We start from the raw sequence: 18,766 nt of genomic DNA on the forward strand, positions 1-18,766 counted from the left end.
ATTTATAGATAAAGAAAGGATGAGAAAAACTATTTATATCACTTCTGTTATATTATTAATTCTTGTCATTTCTAATCCAAGCCCTAATTCGTTTAAAGAATTTTCAGGTAAACTAAGCATTACTCCTATAGAAAGGAAATCTAACTATTTTATTTGTAGTGTTTATCAGATTACTAATATATTTTCCCGGCATCCCGGGCAATATCTTGAAAACAAAAAAGAGTATTTTGCCATATTAGGGCATTTTTTTAAAATTGGAGAAATTACAACTATAATAAAACCAGACTCGGCGAAGAGGTAGTTTGTGATAAAATGCAGTCGCCCGGCTCCAGCCGAGTGACCTGTATTTCCCGGCCTCCGGCCGTTCTAATAGCAATAAAATATAATTAATTACATCGGCCGGAGGCCGGGAAATAGTCGTCACCCGGCTGGAGCCGGGCGACTGCAAACAAATAAAAGCTGATGCTCCACTTCCAAAAGTTTGAAAAACGCTACGGCAATTTCCCGGCGCTTAAAATAGATGAGCTGACCATACCGGCGGGCATCTATTGGATAAAGGGCGTAAACGGATCGGGCAAGAGCACGTTGCTGAAATCTATAGCCGGGATCTTATCCTTTAAAGGGGATATTTTGCTGAACAATAGCATCAGCATTACCAAACAGCCGGTGGCTTACCGCAAGCTGGTGAACTTTGCCGAAGCCGAACCCCTGTTTCCCGAATTTTTGACCGGTATGGAGATGATCAGCTTGTTTGCCGATGCCAAAGGCGCCCCGGCAGGGCAGGCGCAGCAACTGATAGAAAGCATGTTGATGACCGCTTATGTCGATCGCCCGGTGGGCTCATACTCCAGCGGGATGATGAAAAAGCTATCCTTGCTATTAGCCTTTTTGGGTAAGCCCGAGGTAATACTGCTGGATGAACCGCTGATCACTATCGATACGGCATCGCTAAAAATACTATACACCTGGATGGCCGAGCGCCATGCGCAGCAGGGCACAAGTTTCCTGCTCACATCGCACCAGCCGCTTGATCCGGCCGAGTTGCCTGCCGCTACGGAGTTGTTGGTGGATAATCAAACGCTTAATTTAATATGATAAGGGCACAACGTCATTGCGAGGTACGAAGCAATCTCATAGTAAGCAGGTCAGAATTGCATGGTTCTCTACATAGTTTTGAGATTGCTTCGTACCTCGCAATAACGAGTTTAAGAAAAACGCATCACTAAAATGGAAACCTCGTTAAGCAGGGTATTGGTTAAAATATTTGCACGCGGCTTTTACCGCGTACATGCTGGCTTGTTCCTGTTTATTTTCCTGGTATTAATTGGTGCGGTTGACCCGGCGCAGTTGCTCAATTACCATAAATTGCTAATGCTGGCGTTTATCAGCAGTCCGCTGATGCTGATGGTGGTATTTGCCATTTGGCTCATTTACAGTATTAAAACCTGGCATTATACCGCCGGGCAGATCTTTGCCGCGCATCAGCAGTTTTTGTTTTACAGCAGTACGGCGTTCAGCAAACGGCAACAGCAAACAGCCTGGATGCTTACACAGGCTACCATGCTGATGCCGGTTATAGCCTATGGCCTTACCGCTGTGGTGGTAGGGGTGTGGCACCATTATTATATTACCCCGGCCATTATTTTACTGTACCTGGCACTGTTATCGGGTCTGGGCGGTTATATCTACACCACCTTAATTAACCGGCAGATGGACGGAGGCAGCCAATCGCTTTTGTTGCGGTGGAGCAGCAAATGGCGTAAGCCTTTTTACAGCCTGTTTATTTACCACGTGTTTGATAAAATGAAGGCCCGGTATGTGATCACCAAGGGCATATCCTACCTTATTGTCAATGGGGTATTTATGCTGTTTGCCGATGTAAGCCACGATGCCCGGGTAGCCGGCATAGCCATACTGGCCATTGCCACCGCACACGCGGTGGTGATATTTGAGGAGCGTAAATTTGAGGAGACCTATCTTATTTTTGCCCGCGGACTACCGCATACCCGCCTGCGCCTGTTTGCGGGCTTCGCGCTGGTTTATTTGGTGCTGCTGCTGCCTGAAGGCATTTGGCTGTTCAGTCGGTTTAATCCGTTATTGGCGGCAGAGTTATTGCTGTTTGGTTTAAGCATTGTACTGCTTTTCCATAGCCTGCTGTATTGGATGGGCTTAAATATGGATAAGTATCTGCAATATGTAATGGGCCTGTTTATGGGCTTGTTTTTTGTGATCCTGTACCGGCAGATAGGGGTGCTGGTGGTGCTGAATGGGGTAGTGGCTTATCTGTTATTCTATTATAATTACTACACAACTTTTGCTGTGAAAGAAACCCCCTAACCCCCTAAAGGGGGAACAAAGGTGCGGATGCAACTACTTCTGCTTTCGGACTTTCTGGTCTTTCAGACTTTCCGACTCCTTACTCCCTCTTTAGGGGGCCGGGGGGCTTACTATACTGTTCAATTACATCCTCGGGCACTTTGGCGCTGCGGCCGGTTTGCATATCAATCATTACATAATCAAAATAACCATCGCAGCATATTTTGGCGGTGGCTTTATTGGTGATGCTGAATTTTACCCGGCAGCCCTTATCGTTAATGGTTTGGATACCTGTTTGCACTATAAAATAATCGCCCATCATTAGGGGGCGCTTATAATCAACGTGGGCGGTGCGTACTACCCAGCCAAAACCGCGCTCCATAAATTTCTCCATGGCCATGCCATAGCAGCGTTCCATCTGATCATACCGGGCAGCCAGCACATAATCAAAATACTTGCTGTTGTGTACATGCTGAAACATATCGATATCATCGGGACGGACACGGAACTCGGTTTCAAAAGTAGCGTATTGCTTTTCGCTCATGGAGCAAATATAGGGTTTGGCCGCTTATGTTGTGAGGTGGACTTATCTAACAGTTTTAAAATTGGGCCAGATTGGCTTTACATTTCTATAAAAGTGTTCTGGTCATTTTCAAGCGCGTGTGTTTCAACAATGTAAGCAGACTTTTGGGTGATAAGCTTAATGATATCATCTAATTCGGCCGATGATGCGGTTAAGAAGCCCAAAACTTCTGCCTTTTCATCTTCATTTGTACTGTCTTTAAGTAATTGGGTTAAACCCATTATCCGTGCCAGTGGCGCCCTTACCAGGTGCGATTGCATCCACGATATTTCGCGGAATGTTTTATTCTGGGCTTCAACTGTTTTTACATACATTTTGCGGGCCGTAACATCCCGGCCGCTGATACAGGCCCCCTTAATTGTATTATCCTGAAATACAGGTGTTATAGTATAACGGATCCATAGATCCCCGTTTGCAGCAGGATAGTTTCTGTCATACTCTATCACTTCGCCGCCGCTGATCACCTTTTTCAACACCTCCCGCAGATAATCGCGGCCGGAAAATTCAATAAAATCAAAAATGTTTTTGCCTGTCTCAAATTCTGATTGTTGCTTACTGAATTTGATATAATCCAGGGCCTTTGAGTTAAAAGTTTTAATATAATAATTGTTATCCAGCAATACAAAGCCATCGATTGAGTTTTCAAAGATCGCCTTTAAGTTAGATTCAGATTCTTTTATCCGCTGGTTAACATTAAATACCTCCAGCTGATTATTCAGATCATCGGTGATATCCGTAGCCAATACCAATCTGACGGCTTGGCCCTCTAATTCAACCAGATTACTTTCAATTTTAACGTAAATATTTTCCCCGTTTTTTTTAGTATGTTCGGCATGGCCCTCATAAAACGCTCCGGATATGCGATTTGCTTTTACCAGATTTTCAATATTTTCGGCATTTCTGGATGGGCGGATATCTTTGATGGTCATCGACAGGAAATCTTCCCGGGTATAGCCATAATGTCTTACAGCCGCCTCATTTACATCTAAAAAAGCCAGGGTTTTGGTATCGAACAACCACATGGGCATAGGGCTGCGGTCAAATAGTTTCTTGTATTTTTCTTGCAGATAGTCTTTGTTTTTTATAGTAGTTTGCAAGCTTTCCAGTATACGTTGGATGAGAATAACCAATACAATGCTCAAAAAAACCAGGTTTGAACTAAAGGCCAGCCATTTGCCGGCGCTGTAATCCTTAATAAGCGCGCAATTAAATAGTTTAAAATCGATAACGAGCGCGAAGCCCAGTAATATAAGGGCATGGCTTAAAATCAGCAAGTAAGCAAACCGGATAGGGAATACCAGCGCTGTTAGTATAGTAATAGCAAATAAGTAAAATACGCCGGGCCCAACATAGCCTAATACACTGATCAAAAAAACGGCAAGGACATTAAACAGGGTGATGATAAATATCTTCCTGGTTTTAAGCGAAATACTGTTGGAAACCGTAACACAAAACAGCAGGGTAAAGCTTAAAATATCAACTATAGCAATAATAGGATAGCCATCCTTAAAAGACATATACACACCCGGGATAACGGCAAGCAAACTAACCGGCAGGCAGTACATTAAAAAATTAATGAACAGTTGGTCTTGCCAATAGGTTAAATTGTTCACCGTTTTGGTTGAGTGCGGATTAAGTCTGTTCTTTACCAGGCATTCGTACCTCAGTATCCAATTATTCATTCAGTATAATAATAGTATATAAATAGTATCAGGATTCTAAATATAGAAATTAGTCTCTATTTTTAAAATGTATTAGCCACATTTATTATTGTTAAACGTTTTAACCAGTAAAAAAGTTATCCTAATGCAAGGTGCCCTGTCCGGAAACGGGTTGATTCTTTACAACTCTGTAAATTTTTCTAATTTCGGGTATTAGATCCATCGTAATGAGAAAACTGTTAGTCATGATATTCGGTGCTGTGGCTATTAACGCATCTGCCCAGCATAACCCCATCATCCCCGGCTGGTATGCCGATCCGGAAGGTATCAAGTATGGTAATACCTATTGGGTTTTTCCAACGTACTCGGCCAAATACAATGATCAGGTTTTCCTGGATGCTTTTTCATCAAAAGATTTGGTAACCTGGGAGAAGCACCCCCGCGTGGTTGATACCGCTGCCATAAAATGGGCCAAACGCGCCATGTGGGCGCCGGCAGTGCTGCAAAAGGGCGGTAAGTACTACCTGTTCTTCGGCGCTAATGATGTGCACCAGGGCGAGGTTGGGGGTATTGGCGTAGCCGTAGCCAATAAACCGGAAGGCCCTTATCGGGATTTGCTGGGTAAACCATTGATCAGCGAGATAGCCAACGGCGCCCAGCCTATCGATCAGTTTGTATTTAAGGATAAAGACGGCAGCTATTATATGTTTTATGGCGGTTGGGGGCACTGCAATGTTGTGCGCCTGAAAGACGATTTTAGCGGCATTAAGCCCTTTGCGGATGGGACGCTGTATAAAGAGGTCACGCCGCAAGGCTATGTAGAAGGCCCGTATATGTTTATGAAAGACGGCCGCTATTACTTTATGTGGAGCGAAGGCGGCTGGGGTGGCCCCGATTATAAAGTGGCTTATGCCATGGCCGATTCGCCGTTTGGACCTTTCAAGCGCCTGGCTACCGTGCTGGAACAGGACCCTAATGTAGCCACCGGCGCCGGGCACCACTCGGTTATCCACTCCGTTAACGACGGTAAGTATTACATCGTATATCACCGCCGCCCTTTAGGCGAAACCAGCGCCAATCATCGCGTAGTATGTATTGATGAAATGCATTTTGACAAGGAAGGGCATATTTTACCGGTGAAAATGACGAAGTAGTTTGCAGGTTTACCAGGTGTTCCTATGGGACGTGTATTCATCAATTCCTTTCTACCAACCAAACATCCCTCCTGGATAAACAATGTATCCCGTTCCGGTAGACACCACTGGTTGGTAGCAGCTCAAAATCACCGGCCAGCAAATTCATTAATTTGGGAAAGAAGAGGTATGCTGGAATAATAGGAATGTAGCCTGCGGGATGTACAAAATGATTGACGCCTGCAGGCAGGTATCCAATAATCAGCACAATTAAGCTTATCTTTTTAGGTAAAGTAGCTGACTTATATATGATTTTGGTCAAATTTTGTGTAAAAAAAGTTTTTAATTATCTGTAAATAAGGTATTTGTAAATTAATTTATAAACATTCTAAATTGCTGTGTTTGACAAAGGCTTGACATTGCATCAAAGCGGGCATCTTACATTTGTTGCGTTATAATTTAAACTGCTTTGAAGTATCTAAAGGTAATCGCTTTTACGCACAAACAAGTCGAGTTAAAGGAATTAGGGAAGCTGGTGATTTGTCAGGAAAACCTTTTACCAAAACTAAGGCAGGTTAAAGATCAATTTAACATTCCCGAAATATTTTACCTGGCCACCTGTAACCGTGTAGCATTTGTAATGGCTACCGAACAAGTGGTAGATAAAGCCTTCGCCTGCAAGTTTATTGAAGCAATGGAACTGGGTTTATGTACCGATCACATGAACACCTTTGTTGATGCCGCCTGTATTTACGAAGAACAGGAAGCATTGACCCATTTGCTGCGCACATCATGCAGTTTAGAAAGCCTGATAGTAGGCGAAAAGGAGATACTGGCCCAGGTACGCAAAGCGTATGAAAGTGCCCGCGAGGCCGGCCTCACCGGCGATTACCTGCGTATGGTAATGAATTGCGCCGTTAAAACAGCCAAGGAAGTTTATACACATACCAATATCGCTAAAAATCCAATTTCGGTAGTGTCGCTGGCTTACCGTAAGCTGCGCGACCTGAATTTGTGCCACAATGCCCGTGTAATTATCATTGGCGCTGGCGAAACCAACCGCAATATTTCCAAATACTTGCAAAAGCATAAGTTCAACAATTTCGCGGTGTTTAACCGAACGTTATCCAAAGCGCAGGAACTGGCGGCCGATCTTAATGGCGTAGCTTACGACCTGGAAGCGCTGAAAACTTATGATAAAGGTTTTGATGTGATCATCACCTGCACATCGGCCACACAGCCGGTTATTACTACCGAAATATATACCGCCTTACTGAATGGTTGTACCGAAAAGAAAACCATTGTAGATTTGGCCATCCCTAACGATACCGCCCCCGAAATACTGGAAAAATTTGCAGTGAACTTTATAGAAGTACACTCGCTTAACGAAGTGGCCAAAAAGAACATCCAGGAGCGTTACCAGGAACTGGCCCACGCCGAAAAGATCATCAGCCAAAATATCAGCGAGTTTTTACCCCAGCTGAAACAACGCCGTATTGAACTGGCCATGCGCCAGGTGCCCGAAAAGATCAAAGAGATCCGCAACACCGCTATCAACTCTGTTTTTGCCGATGAGGTGCAGGGACTGGACGAGCAATCGCGCGAGGTGCTGGAAAAAGTGATGAACTACATGGAGAAAAAGTACATCAGCGTACCCATGATCATGGCTAAAGAGATTTTGATTAATCAGTAAGCTAACATTCTTAAACTTCCTCTCATGCTGAACTTGTTTCAGCACCCTATATGCAAGGAACGTCCTTACATGCACCAACCGTACAACCTAAACCCGATTGAAGTGGAAAACTCACAACGAAGCGTAGCGAAGTGAGGATTTGTAACGGAAAGCGGGGCTACCGTAACCGATGAAATGCAGGCACTGATTTTAAAAATACCTAAATCAAACTTCGCCGCCTTAGGTGTTGGTACCCCCATAAGTCAACCAAACTTCACATTACAACAAAGTTTGCCTACGCCGCTGTTGGTGTTGTCACCAACAGCTAACGTATATCCATCGCGCATGTTGTTGGAAACAATTCCAACAACGGCCCGTAACGGTTGAATCTCCCCATAAGTCAACCTAACCTCACATTCTCATAAAATTTACTTTACCTGATGTTTAAAACTTAAATTTGTGGTGCAAACAACAAATGTATTTTTGCGTTGCAAAAAAATAAGTACTTGGAAAGAAAACTGATCATCGGAACACGGGGAAGCGATTTGGCCTTATGGCAGGCTAATTTTGTGAAAGACAGCCTGGCAGCTGTTAATATCACTGCCGAACTGAAAATTATTAAAACCCAGGGCGACCGGATCCTGAACCTGAGCTTTGATAAGCTGGAAGGTAAGGGCTTTTTCACCAAGGAACTGGAAGAAGAATTACTGGCAGGTACTATTGATTTAGCGGTGCACTCGCACAAGGACCTGCCTACCGATAACCCTCCGGGACTCCTAATCGCAGCAGTATCAGAACGGGAAGACCCGGCTGAACTGTTGCTGATTTTGAAAGACTGCGTGGATGTTAAACATAAATTATCTGTTAAGTTTGGCGGCATGGTGGGCACATCATCCAACCGCCGGAAGGCGCAGCTGTTAGCCCTGCGCCCCGACCTGGAAATTGAAGAACTGCGCGGCAATGTACCTACCCGCATAGGTAAACTGCGCGACGAAGCTTACGATGCCATTATGATTGCCAAAGCCGGCGTAAGCCGTTTAGGGATTGATTTGAGCGAATTTCATGTGGAAGAATTAACCCCAACCGAATTTATCCCCGCGCCCGCGCAAGGCGTATTAGCCATACAGATCCGCGAAAGCGATACCGAACTGTTTGAAGCTTTGCAGGCGCTGCACCACCCCGAAGTTGCCGAAGCGTTAAATGTTGAACGCAAGGTGCTGAAGAGTTTTGGCGGCGGTTGCCATCTGCCTTTGGGCTGCTATTGCCGCAAGCACGAGGATGGATACCAGATATTTACATCTAAAGCCGACGAAGGCGACGAATTTCCCGACAGGTTGTTTTTAGAAACTAAAGATATTACCGGGATAGCGGACAGGATTTTACAGTATTTTGCTAAGGACAGACAATTCCCGCAAAAGGTTTTTATCTCAAGGGATGTATCCGAACAAAGCTATTTCCGCCGTGCTTTAGAGAAACATGATATTGAGGTGGAGGGCCGCTCGCTCATCCGCACCGTGCCGGTAATTACCAAGTTCGATTCGTATATCTTGAAAAATGTAGACTGGCTGTTTTTTACCAGTAAAAACGCGGTTGAGTACTTTTTTAACCTGAACCCGCAATTGCCTAAAAAGGTAAAGTTTGGGGTAATGGGTACCGGATCTGAAGATACGTTGCGCCGTAACGGGCATTTTGCCGATTATGTAGGCGATAGCGGCGATACTACTGAAGTAGGGCGGGAGTTTGCCAAACTGGCTAATGGTCAAACGGTATTATTCCCCGGTTCGGAAAGCGCCATGCGCAGTATCCAGAAGGAAATGTCGGCCGAAACAAAGATCATCGATCTGCCGGTATATGAAACCGTACTGATTGACGATGTAAAGGCATCAAGCGCCGAGGTACTGGTGTTTACCAGTCCGTCGAACGTGGAAGCTTATTTTACCGATAACCTGGTAGAGAGTAATCAAAAGCTGGTAGCCATTGGTAAATCAACCGGCAACAAACTGGCCGAATTAGGATTAAAATACATACTGCCTTTCTCGCCCGATGAAGTTGGGCTGGCCGAGGCGGTGTTTGGAATAATAACCCCCTAACCCCCTGAAGGGGGAATAAAAAAGGTGGGTTTGATAACAATATTACATTTAAAAAACTCCCCCTTTAGGGGGCTGGGGGGCTAAATGCTACAAAGACCAAGACGAAACCGCAAAAGCGAAGTAATACGCCAAATGGTGCAGGAAACGCACGTTAGCGCAGCCAACCTGATATTTCCACTGTTTATTATTGATGGGGATAATCAGAAAACCGAGGTGGCATCTATGCCCGGCATCTTCCGTTATTCGATAGATAACCTGCTGCGCGAGGTGGAAAGCTGCATGAACCTGGGGCTAAAATCATTCGACCTGTTTCCAAATATCGACGAATCTTTAAAGGACAAATACGCGACTGAAAGTTATCGCGATGAAAGTCTGTACCTGCGTGCTATCCGCCAGGTAAAACAAAACTTCCCCGAAGCCTGCGTAATTACCGATGTGGCCATGGATCCCTACAGCAGTGATGGGCATGACGGCATTGTAGAGAACGGACAGATCCTGAACGATGAAACACTGGAAGTTTTAGGCAAAATGGCCCTGGCGCACGCGCAAATGGGTGCCGATATCATAGCCCCAAGCGATATGATGGATGGGAGGGTAGGCTATATCCGCCGTGTGCTGGATGATAATGGTTTTACCGGCGTAAGTATCATGTCGTACTCGGCCAAATATGCCAGCGCGTTTTACGGGCCATTTAGGGATGCCTTAAATTCTGCGCCTAAATTTGGCGATAAAAAAACCTACCAGATGAACCCGGCCAATCAGGGTGAGGCATTAATTGAAGCCAACCTGGACGAAGCCGAAGGTGCCGATTTCCTGATGGTGAAGCCAGCTTTGCCATACCTGGATGTAATTAAACTACTAAAAGATAATACCCAACTGCCTATAGCAGCCTACAATGTAAGCGGCGAATACGCCATGCTAAAAGCAGCGGTTGAGCGCGGCTGGCTGAACGAACAGCGCGCCGTAACCGAGGTATTAACCAGCATCCGCCGGGCAGGGGCCAGCGCGATACTCACCTATCACGCTAAGGAAGTTTTGTTGAATAAGTGGTTGTAGGTTAGTGATTAGAGATTAGTTAATTAGAGATTAGGGCATATAGCAACATGTCATTGCGAGGTACGAAGCGAAGCAGCCTCACCTAAATCCTCTCCAAAGGAGAGGACTTCAGGAGTTTTTAGAACCCTCTCCTTTGGAGAGGGTAGGGTGAGGCCTATACGCAACGACAAATTGAAAATTAGAATGACTGAAGTAAAAGATATCAGCAGAACCAAATCTGCAGCATTGTATGAGAAGGCTAAAACGTTTTTCCCGGGTGGGGTAAACTCGCCGGTGAGGGCGTTTAAATCTGTTTACGGTACGCCGCTGTTTATCCAAAAAGGCAACGGCAGCCATATTTGGGATGCGGACGAAAACGAGTTTATCGATTTCTGCGGCTCGTGGGGCCCGCTTATTTTGGGCCACAACCATCCCGCCGTGCGCGAAAAGGTGATAGAGGTGATGCAAAACGGTATGTCGTTCGGTGCGCCTACGGCATTGGAGAATGAACTGGCCGAACTGATACTGACCAATAATAAATTCATCGAGAAAATACGTTTTGTAAGCTCGGGTACCGAGGCCGTAATGTCGGCTATCAGGCTGGCGCGGGGTTACACCAAACGCGATAAGATCTTAAAGTTTGAAGGCTGCTATCACGGGCACGTAGATGCCTTGCTGGTGAAAGCCGGTTCGGGACTGGTTACTTTTGGCGAAACATCATCAGCAGGTGTGCCTAAAGCTTTTGCCGATGAAACCATTGTAATTGCCCTTAACGATCGTGATGCATTGCAAAAAGCTTTCGCGGAATTTAAAGACCAGATAGCCGCGGTAATTATTGAGCCTATCCCGGCTAATAACGGACTGCTATTACAGCAGCAGGATTTTTTACAGTTCCTGCGTAATGAGTGTACCCAAAACGGTACCATGCTGATCTTTGACGAGGTGATCTCGGGCTTCCGGGTGGGTTTTGAAGGTGCCGCAGGTTTATATGGTATTCAACCGGATATCATCACTTACGGTAAGATCATCGGTGGCGGTATGCCGGTTGGCGCTTATGGCGCTTCGGCCGTTATCATGAGCAGTATATCGCCAGAAGGTCCTGTTTACCAGGCGGGTACTTTATCAGGTAACCCGGTAGCCATGGGCGCGGGTATAGCACAGCTAACCGAATTATTAAAACCGGGTTTTTATAGCGATCTGGAAGCTAAAACCACCGCTTTTGTTTCGGCCATTGAGCAATACGTGGCAAAGAAGGGTTACGGTTTCAAAATATTCCAGGTGGGTTCTATCTTCTGGTTCGCGTTTACAGGGCAGGAGCATATCCGCCGGGCAGATGAGATCGACGCGGGCAGCATGGCGCATTTCAAGATCTTCCACCGCGAATTGCTAAACCGGGGGGTATATTTAGGCCCGTCGGGTTACGAGGTAGGCTTTGTATCATCGGCACACACACGCGATGATATGGAACAGGCAAAATTGGCTATATTTGATAGTCTTGATATTGTTTTTAATCAATAAAAAGCTAAAAGAAATGAAAAGGCCATTTATCATATTTTACGCCACCATTATTTATGCGCTTGCGCAACTGTTTTGGTGGGGGTACCGACTGGTGATCTTACAGCCAAACCGCATTGGGATGGTTTTGGGCGAAGGTTCTATGTTTGTGCTGGTTTTTGCTTTAGGCGCGTGGAGCCTGCATAAAGCCGTAAATAAAGAGCGTAAACTGCACGAGCAGAAAAAAAACTTCCTGCTATCGGTTACGCATGAGTTGAAATCGCCGCTGGCCTCTATTAAACTATATCTGCAAACCATCCATAAACGCGATCTGGAAAGAAAACAGATCATGAGTTTTATTGATAAATGTTTGCTCGACGTAGAACGTCTGGACGATTTGGTAGAGAATATGTTGCTGGCAGCTAAAATAGAGAATCAATCGTACACCTTCCCAATGGAGCAATTTAGTCTTTCGGCTTTGGTGGATAGTGTGGTAAACCGCTTGCAGATCAATAAATGCGATTTTAACCAGCAACTGATTAACGCTGAGATAGAACCTAAGATTGAAATTACCGGCGATAAATTCGCGCTATCATCGGTAGTGACTAATTTGGTAGAGAATGCTATTAAGTATTCGCAACCTTGCGAGGAGGTTAATGTGAAGTTGTTCAGGAAAGATAATAACATCTACTTGCAGGTGGCCGACAGGGGCATAGGGATAGCCGATAATGAGAAGGGACGCATATTTGACAGATTTTACCGGGTAGGCAGCGAGGAAACCCGTAATACAAAAGGTACAGGGTTGGGTTTATATATTGTAAAAACGGTATTAGATAAACACGATGCTACTATCCATGTGCGTGATAACCGCCCGGCAGGTAGTGTATTTGAAGTAGTGTTTTAAAATATTGAGGAACGAATTTCACCAATTGATCGAATTTTCGCTAATCAATGTTTAGATCCAAAATAAGTGTAAATTCGATCAATTGGTGAAATTCGTGTTGTTTAATTGAAATTGGTAATCCTTACATCGTGTCAAATTGTCATAAATATCATACGGTTGTAAATAAATTGGCGAATAAACTGTTCGGAATAGCATTTGACTGATCAGTATAAATTAATACGAGATCAATCTTTTAAATCTTATAGATCATGCTTAACAAAAAAAGAATTTTACTGGCTGAAGATGAAGAGCATCTGTTAGAAGCCATCAAACTAAACCTTGAGCTGGAAGGCTACAAGGTATCAACAGCTACAAACGGTAAAAAAGCCCTGCAAATATTTAAAGAGGAACGCTTTAATCTGGTGATACTGGATGTAATGATGCCTGAAGTAGACGGCTTTGTGGTGGCCGAAACCATCCGCCTGGAAAATACCGAGGTGCCTATTATGTTCCTGACCGCTAAAAATACGAACGAGGACAAAATTTCGGGCCTTAAAAAGGGCGCTGATGATTACCTGACCAAACCATTTAACCTGGAAGAGCTGATACTAAGGGTGAACAACCTGGTGAAACGCAGCCTGAAAGGTGATGAACTGAAAGAATTTAACAGTTATAAGATTGGTGGAAAAACCATCCACTTTAACTCGTTTGAACTGGTGAACGAAGACGGCTCTATCACTCCTTTAACCAAAAAGGAAACGATGCTGCTGAAATTGCTGATAGAACGCCGTAACGATGCTGTATCGCGCGAGCAGATATTGGAAACCGTTTGGAACTATGATGTTTACCCGTCAACCCGTACTATCGACAACTTTATCCTGACCTTCCGTAAATATTTTGAACCCGATCCTAAAAACCCGGTTTATTTCCATTCAATCCGTGGCGTAGGTTATAAGTTTACCGATAATCAGCATTAATGTTTACTAACAAGGCACGACTTTTTGTTATCGGGATTTTTTTATTGATGGCTGCGTTCTTTATCTATCAGCGCACGTATGAGTTGGTAGGCGTAGTATCAGTATTTATCGGCTTGCTGGTTTGGGGTTATTTTAAGGAAGGTCCCATCATTTTAGCCGCTAAACATTTCCATAAAAAAAATTATGCTACCGCCGAAGCCCTGCTTAGGCAAATTAAAAACCCGCAATGGCTTAGTAAAAAGCGTCGCGGGTTTTACGAGTTTATTTGGGGCGGTATTTGCATGCAAAAGCAGGATTTTGAAGAAGCCGAACAACATTACGAGCTGGCCGCCCAATATCCGCTGCGCACCGTGAACGACCATGTGGCGGCGCTGGTGCATGTGGCCAATATCAGTATCCGAAATGGTAAGTATGATAAAGCCACGGCCTACCTGCAAATGGCCAAAGAAAAAGAGGGGCAAATAACCGCGAAGATGAAAAGCGTAATAATTCAGATTGAAGACGTATTAAAGAAACACAAATAAAATAAGGGCAAACAGATTGCCTGTTCCTATATGAAAGATTCATTATTTATAAAAGCAGCATTTTCAGAGAAAACAGAACGCCCACCCGTGTGGATGATGCGCCAGGCTGGACGTTTTATGCCCGAGTACTGGGAGATCAAAAACAAATACTCGTTTCTGGAAATGTGCAAAACCCCCGAACTGGCTGCCGATGTAACCATGTTGCCGGTTGATTTGCTGGGGATTGATGCTGCTATTTTGTTTTCGGACATATTGGTAACAGGCGAAGCCATGGGCGGCGATCTCAGCTTTTCGGCCGGGGTAGGCCCTAAGTTTGCCAACCCGGTACGCACACAGGCTGATGTGGATGCTTTACAAACCGATGTAGGCGATAAACTGCAATATGTGGCTGATGCTATTAAGGTGATTCAGCAGCGCTTAAATGGCAGCATCCCGTTGATCGGTTTTGCAGGCGCGCCGTTTACCGTAATGAGTTATTTGGTAGAAGGCGGATCGTCAAAAGATTTTAAGCTGACTAAGCTGATGCTGCATAACCATCCCGAAATGGCACATCAGCTATTAGCCAAAATTGCCAAAGTAACAGCTGATTACCTGAACCTGCAGATTGCAGCCGGGGTAAACGCTATACAGATTTTTGATAGCTGGGCGCAAGCTTTAGCCTGGGACGATTATAAAGAGTTTTCGCATCGCTATATTGTGGAGATCATCAGTCAGCTGAACCGTAAGGATATTCCGGTGATCTCGTTCTGTAAAGGCAGCTCGGTTTTCGCGCCGTTAATGGCCGAGGCTAAGCCTGATGTGATCTCTATCGATTGGAATGTTGATCTATTGGATATTAAACAACGCCTGCCACAGGGCATAGCTGTACAAGGCAACCTTGATCCGCATATTTTATATGCTGATAAAAAGGTAATTAAAGAACGCATTTACCGCCTGTTCGACAGGATGAAGGATACCAACGGTTTTATATTTAACCTGGGGCACGGCATTATGCCCGATATCCCGTTTGATAACGTGAAATACGCGGTAGAGGTGATTAAGGAGTTTAGATATTAGTTGAATGAATACGAATTTCACGAATTAGGCTAATTAACACTAATTAATAATTCGTGAAATTCGGTTAAATTAGAGAGTAATTCGTGTTTGATTGATTATGAGCGCATTCCTGTCCGAATATCTGTTGTATATCAAAGCCCTGCACATCATATTTGTGGTATGCTGGATGGCGGGATTGTTCTATATCGTTAGGCTGTTCATTTACCATACCGAGGCACAGGAACGGCCCGATCTGGAGCGTAAAATATTATCTGATCAATTTGAAATTATGGAGCGCCGGTTATGGAATGTAATAGCTGTGCCCTCTATGTTTATCACTGTATTAGCCGGGTTAATGATGTTGTATGTAATGCCCGGCTTACTGCACGAAGGCTGGATGCATATCAAACTCACCTTTGTGGTATGTTTAATCGCTTATCATTATATCTGCCAAAATAAGATCAAACAAATGCGTAACGGCCTGTTTAAATGGACATCTACCCAATTACGCATTTGGAACGAATTGGCAACGATATTCCTTTTTGCCATCGTTTTCCTGGTAGTGGTAAAAAGCGCGCTAAACTGGATCTTCGGGGTGATCGGGATCATTGTGTTCTCCATGATCATCATGTCGGCAGTGAAGATCTATAAGTATTACCGGACAAGGAAGTAGAGTGGGATTGTCACCCTGAGCTTGTCGAAGGGTGCGTGCACAGGCCTTGTCCACCATGGTTCGACAAGCTCACCATGACACCCTACGCTAAAACTGTTGGTGTACCTTGCAAATGGGGTGCTGAAACAAGTTCAGTTATGACCTACCGGGGTGATGTCAACAAATAAACCGCAAGCCCGTCCGCTTCTTCCTTGCTCACATATTCAAACCCCTCATCCCGTACAAAACCAATTTTATTTAACAGCTTAACCGAACTTTCGTTTGCAGGGTGGGGCAGGGCGGTAATTATTTTCAACCTCATCACCTCAAAACCATAATGGATAACCCCGGTAATAGCCTCCTGCATCAGGCCTTTTCCCTGGTGATTGGGCATTAATTCATAGCCAATCTCGGCCATATCCCTTTCGTGGAGTAAATTATAATAACAGATAGTGCCGATTAACGCGGGCTTATCTTTCAGACTGATAACCCAATATATCCCTTGCTTATTGTTGATCACCCCATCTATCTTTTGGATAAAAGCATCCGTATCGGCTAAAGTAATGGTAGGCGGACGGTCGAGGTATTTGTTCACCTGCTCATCCGAGCGCAGTTTCATTAGTTCTTCCCTGTCGGATGTAACAAGCGGGCGCAATATCAACCGTTCGGTTGTAAGTACAGGAAATGGGTCAAGCGATATATTCATCCTAAAATCAAGCTAATCTTTTAATCCTTAAAATCAAGGTCATTGTTTATAGATCACCCCATCCTTCATCACCAACTTCACCTGTTTAACCGCTTTGATATCCTCGGCCGGGTTACCTTCTACTGCAATTATATCGGCTAAAAAGCCCTCTTTAATTTGCCCCAGATTTTTTAAGCCAAACACCTGCGCGTTAACCGATGTGGCCGAACGTAATACTTCAATGGGGGGCATGCCGTATTCTACCATCAATATCATCTCGCGGCTGTTATCGCCATGGGCAAAAACACCTACGTCGCCACCCATACAAATGGTTACGCCGGCTTTTATGGCATCTGTAAATATCTGGTGTTTGTGTTTAACAGCTGCCGGATCGGGGCTTGTACCTTTTTTCCAATCGTGGTAAGTATTAATAGCTTCGGTAGCTGCAAGGGTAGGGCAAAGCGCAATCCCTTTTTCTTTCATCAGCTTAAATAGTTCGGGCGTGCCACCGTCGCCATGCTCAATGGTGCGTACGCCGGCCGCAATGGCCCTGCGCATACCTTCTTCCGTACCGGCGTGTACTACTACAAACCGGCCCGCACTGCCTGCCACCTGTACAGCCAGTTTCAATTCATCAACCGTAAAAGTAGCGGCCGGGGTATTGTTCAGCCCCCAGCGATAATCAGCGTACAGCTTAATTACATCGGCGCCATAGCCAATTTGCGAGCGGATGGTACGGGTTAGGGCATCTGCACCGTCGGCTTCTTCGGCGCCTTTGGGGATGCCGGCTTCGGTTTGGTCGTTATAGCCCTTTGGCCCGTAACTGCCGGTAGCTACAATAGCGCGGGTAGCTACCTGTAAGCGCGGACCGGGGATAATGCCTTTTTCTATCGATGTCTTTAACCCTACGTCATCATACATGGCCCCTTCAGTACCTAAATCACGGGACGATGTAAAGCCGGCCAATAAAGTTTCGCGGGCATGGTTAACGGCGCGTGCGGTACGTTCGGCCCGGCTTTCGGTCAGTACCTGGTCGTTCCAGGTAGTTTCGTTGTAGGGGTGCAGGAATAGGTGCGAGTGGCCTTCTATCATGCCTGGCATTAAGGTCATGCCTTTCAGATCAATGACCCTGGCCGAAGCCGGCACCGGTATAGTTGATGGTTCGCCGGCAGATACGATCCGGTGCCCGCTAACCAGTACCCACCAGTTATGATGCATTTGGGTGCCGTCGAAAACGCGGTCGGGTTTAAGCAGGATATAGCTTACTAATGGCCGTTGTGCAGCGGTATTAAGCACAAAGGCTAAAAATATCATCAGTAATAAAAAGGCTTTTTTCATAGATGATGGATAATAGGGCTTAAAGGCTTAAATTTAGCATTATTAAATTATTAAAAAATATTTTGCAATCCGTGCAACCATTTAACCACTTCGCTCATCTTACCTTCAAATGATGTTTTTACAACCAAAACATATCACAACAGAGGAGCTGATTAAACGCTGTAAAGCGGGTGAGCGGAAAGCGCAGGAATTGCTGTATAAGCAGTATGCCGGCAAAATGCTTGCAGTTTGTATGCGATATGCAACTGATAGGATGGAAGCAGAGGATATGCTGCAAAACGGGTTTATCAAGGTGTTTCAGAAAATGGCGGATTACAGGGGAGAGGGGTCATTTGAGGGATGGGTAAGGCGCATTATGGTACACAGCTCGATTGAGTATTACCGCAAGCACCACAAAATGATGCAGGTGGTAGATATGGAAGAACCGAGTTACGAGATCCCGGTGAACCCGATAGCCAGCGCTAACCTGGACGCTAAGGACCTGATGGCGCTGATACAGCAGCTATCGCCGGGGTACCGGATGGTGTTTAACCTGTATGCATTGGAAGGCTACTCGCACAAGGAAATAGCCGAGATAGCCGGCATAACAGAAGGCGCGTCGAAATCGCAATTGTCGAGGGCGCGTACGATATTAAAAGAAAAAGTAGAAAAAATGGAGGGCAACCGATATGAATATGCAAGACAATGA

At 45.0% G+C, this 18,766-nt stretch carries 19 protein-coding genes; 15 read left to right on the forward strand and 4 right to left on the reverse strand.

Features of this window, described 5'->3' with window-relative positions; translation table 11 throughout:
* Positions 1–19: 19 nt before the first annotated feature.
* The 3 genes from AC07M6_RS02610 (at position 20) to AC07M6_RS02620 (ending at position 2,337) form a co-directional block, all read left to right on the forward strand.
* A complete protein-coding gene (locus AC07M6_RS02610) occupies positions 20–301 on the forward strand; it encodes a hypothetical protein (RefSeq protein ID WP_494887325.1) in 282 nt (93 codons plus the stop codon).
* Between the two features lie 161 nt (positions 302–462).
* On the forward strand, positions 463–1,095 hold the full coding sequence (locus AC07M6_RS02615) for an ABC transporter ATP-binding protein (protein ID WP_494887326.1): 633 nt from the start codon (positions 463–465) through the stop codon (positions 1,093–1,095).
* 132 nt (positions 1,096–1,227) lie between these two features.
* On the forward strand, positions 1,228–2,337 hold the full coding sequence (locus AC07M6_RS02620) for a hypothetical protein (RefSeq protein WP_494887327.1): 1,110 nt from the start codon (positions 1,228–1,230) through the stop codon (positions 2,335–2,337).
* A 79-nt stretch (positions 2,338–2,416) separates the two neighbouring features.
* Here AC07M6_RS02620 and AC07M6_RS02625 read toward each other — a convergent pair whose 3' ends face one another.
* Both AC07M6_RS02625 and AC07M6_RS02630 read right to left on the reverse strand, forming a co-directional pair.
* Entirely contained in the window at positions 2,417–2,860 is a 444-nt protein-coding gene (locus tag AC07M6_RS02625) for an acyl-CoA thioesterase (protein ID WP_494887329.1), read from the reverse strand.
* A gap of 77 nt (positions 2,861–2,937) precedes the next feature.
* A complete protein-coding gene (locus AC07M6_RS02630) occupies positions 2,938–4,581 on the reverse strand; it encodes a PAS domain S-box protein (protein WP_494887330.1) in 1,644 nt (547 codons plus the stop codon).
* Positions 4,582–4,787: 206 nt separating this feature from the next.
* On the opposite strand from AC07M6_RS02630, the gene AC07M6_RS02635 reads away from it, so the two are divergent.
* The 11 genes from AC07M6_RS02635 to hemJ all read left to right on the forward strand — a co-directional run bounded on the left by AC07M6_RS02635 (position 4,788) and on the right by hemJ (position 16,076).
* Positions 4,788–5,714, forward strand: a complete 927-nt coding sequence (locus tag AC07M6_RS02635; RefSeq protein WP_494887331.1) for a glycoside hydrolase family 43 protein — start codon at positions 4,788–4,790, stop codon at positions 5,712–5,714.
* Between the two features lie 448 nt (positions 5,715–6,162).
* On the forward strand, positions 6,163–7,386 hold the full coding sequence (hemA, locus tag AC07M6_RS02640; RefSeq protein ID WP_494887333.1) for a glutamyl-tRNA reductase: 1,224 nt from the start codon (positions 6,163–6,165) through the stop codon (positions 7,384–7,386).
* Between the two features lie 174 nt (positions 7,387–7,560).
* On the forward strand, positions 7,561–7,752 hold the full coding sequence (locus tag AC07M6_RS02645; protein ID WP_494887335.1) for a hypothetical protein: 192 nt from the start codon (positions 7,561–7,563) through the stop codon (positions 7,750–7,752).
* Positions 7,753–7,871: 119 nt separating this feature from the next.
* Positions 7,872–9,455, forward strand: a complete 1,584-nt coding sequence (gene hemC / locus AC07M6_RS02650; protein ID WP_494887336.1) for a hydroxymethylbilane synthase — start codon at positions 7,872–7,874, stop codon at positions 9,453–9,455.
* Between the two features lie 84 nt (positions 9,456–9,539).
* Positions 9,540–10,511 (forward strand): porphobilinogen synthase, encoded by a 972-nt coding sequence (hemB, locus tag AC07M6_RS02655; protein WP_494887338.1) that lies wholly within the window; start codon positions 9,540–9,542, stop codon positions 10,509–10,511.
* Positions 10,512–10,694: 183 nt separating this feature from the next.
* Positions 10,695–12,008, forward strand: a complete 1,314-nt coding sequence (hemL, locus tag AC07M6_RS02660) for a glutamate-1-semialdehyde 2,1-aminomutase (protein ID WP_494887340.1) — start codon at positions 10,695–10,697, stop codon at positions 12,006–12,008.
* 13 nt (positions 12,009–12,021) lie between these two features.
* Entirely contained in the window at positions 12,022–12,888 is an 867-nt protein-coding gene (locus AC07M6_RS02665; RefSeq protein WP_494887342.1) for a sensor histidine kinase, read from the forward strand.
* A 248-nt stretch (positions 12,889–13,136) separates the two neighbouring features.
* On the forward strand, positions 13,137–13,844 hold the full coding sequence (locus AC07M6_RS02670; protein ID WP_494887343.1) for a response regulator transcription factor: 708 nt from the start codon (positions 13,137–13,139) through the stop codon (positions 13,842–13,844).
* Between the two features lie 47 nt (positions 13,845–13,891).
* Positions 13,892–14,368 (forward strand): tetratricopeptide repeat protein, encoded by a 477-nt coding sequence (locus tag AC07M6_RS02675; protein WP_494887345.1) that lies wholly within the window; start codon positions 13,892–13,894, stop codon positions 14,366–14,368.
* Between the two features lie 30 nt (positions 14,369–14,398).
* Entirely contained in the window at positions 14,399–15,424 is a 1,026-nt protein-coding gene (gene hemE / locus AC07M6_RS02680) for a uroporphyrinogen decarboxylase (protein WP_494887347.1), read from the forward strand.
* A gap of 97 nt (positions 15,425–15,521) precedes the next feature.
* On the forward strand, positions 15,522–16,076 hold the full coding sequence (gene hemJ / locus AC07M6_RS02685; protein WP_494887350.1) for a protoporphyrinogen oxidase HemJ: 555 nt from the start codon (positions 15,522–15,524) through the stop codon (positions 16,074–16,076).
* A 142-nt stretch (positions 16,077–16,218) separates the two neighbouring features.
* Here hemJ and AC07M6_RS02690 read toward each other — a convergent pair whose 3' ends face one another.
* Together AC07M6_RS02690 and AC07M6_RS02695 are read right to left on the reverse strand one after the other, a co-directional pair.
* Complete coding sequence (locus tag AC07M6_RS02690) at positions 16,219–16,761, reverse strand: GNAT family N-acetyltransferase (RefSeq protein ID WP_494887352.1); 543 nt, start codon at positions 16,759–16,761, stop codon at positions 16,219–16,221.
* A 39-nt stretch (positions 16,762–16,800) separates the two neighbouring features.
* On the reverse strand, positions 16,801–18,078 hold the full coding sequence (locus AC07M6_RS02695; protein WP_494887353.1) for a metal-dependent hydrolase family protein: 1,278 nt from the start codon (positions 18,076–18,078) through the stop codon (positions 16,801–16,803).
* Positions 18,079–18,190: 112 nt separating this feature from the next.
* Between AC07M6_RS02695 and AC07M6_RS02700 the strand changes: the two genes are divergently transcribed.
* Entirely contained in the window at positions 18,191–18,766 is a 576-nt protein-coding gene (locus tag AC07M6_RS02700; RefSeq protein WP_494887629.1) for an RNA polymerase sigma factor, read from the forward strand.

This window comes from Mucilaginibacter sp. GW821-FHT07H05, from assembly GCF_059418485.1.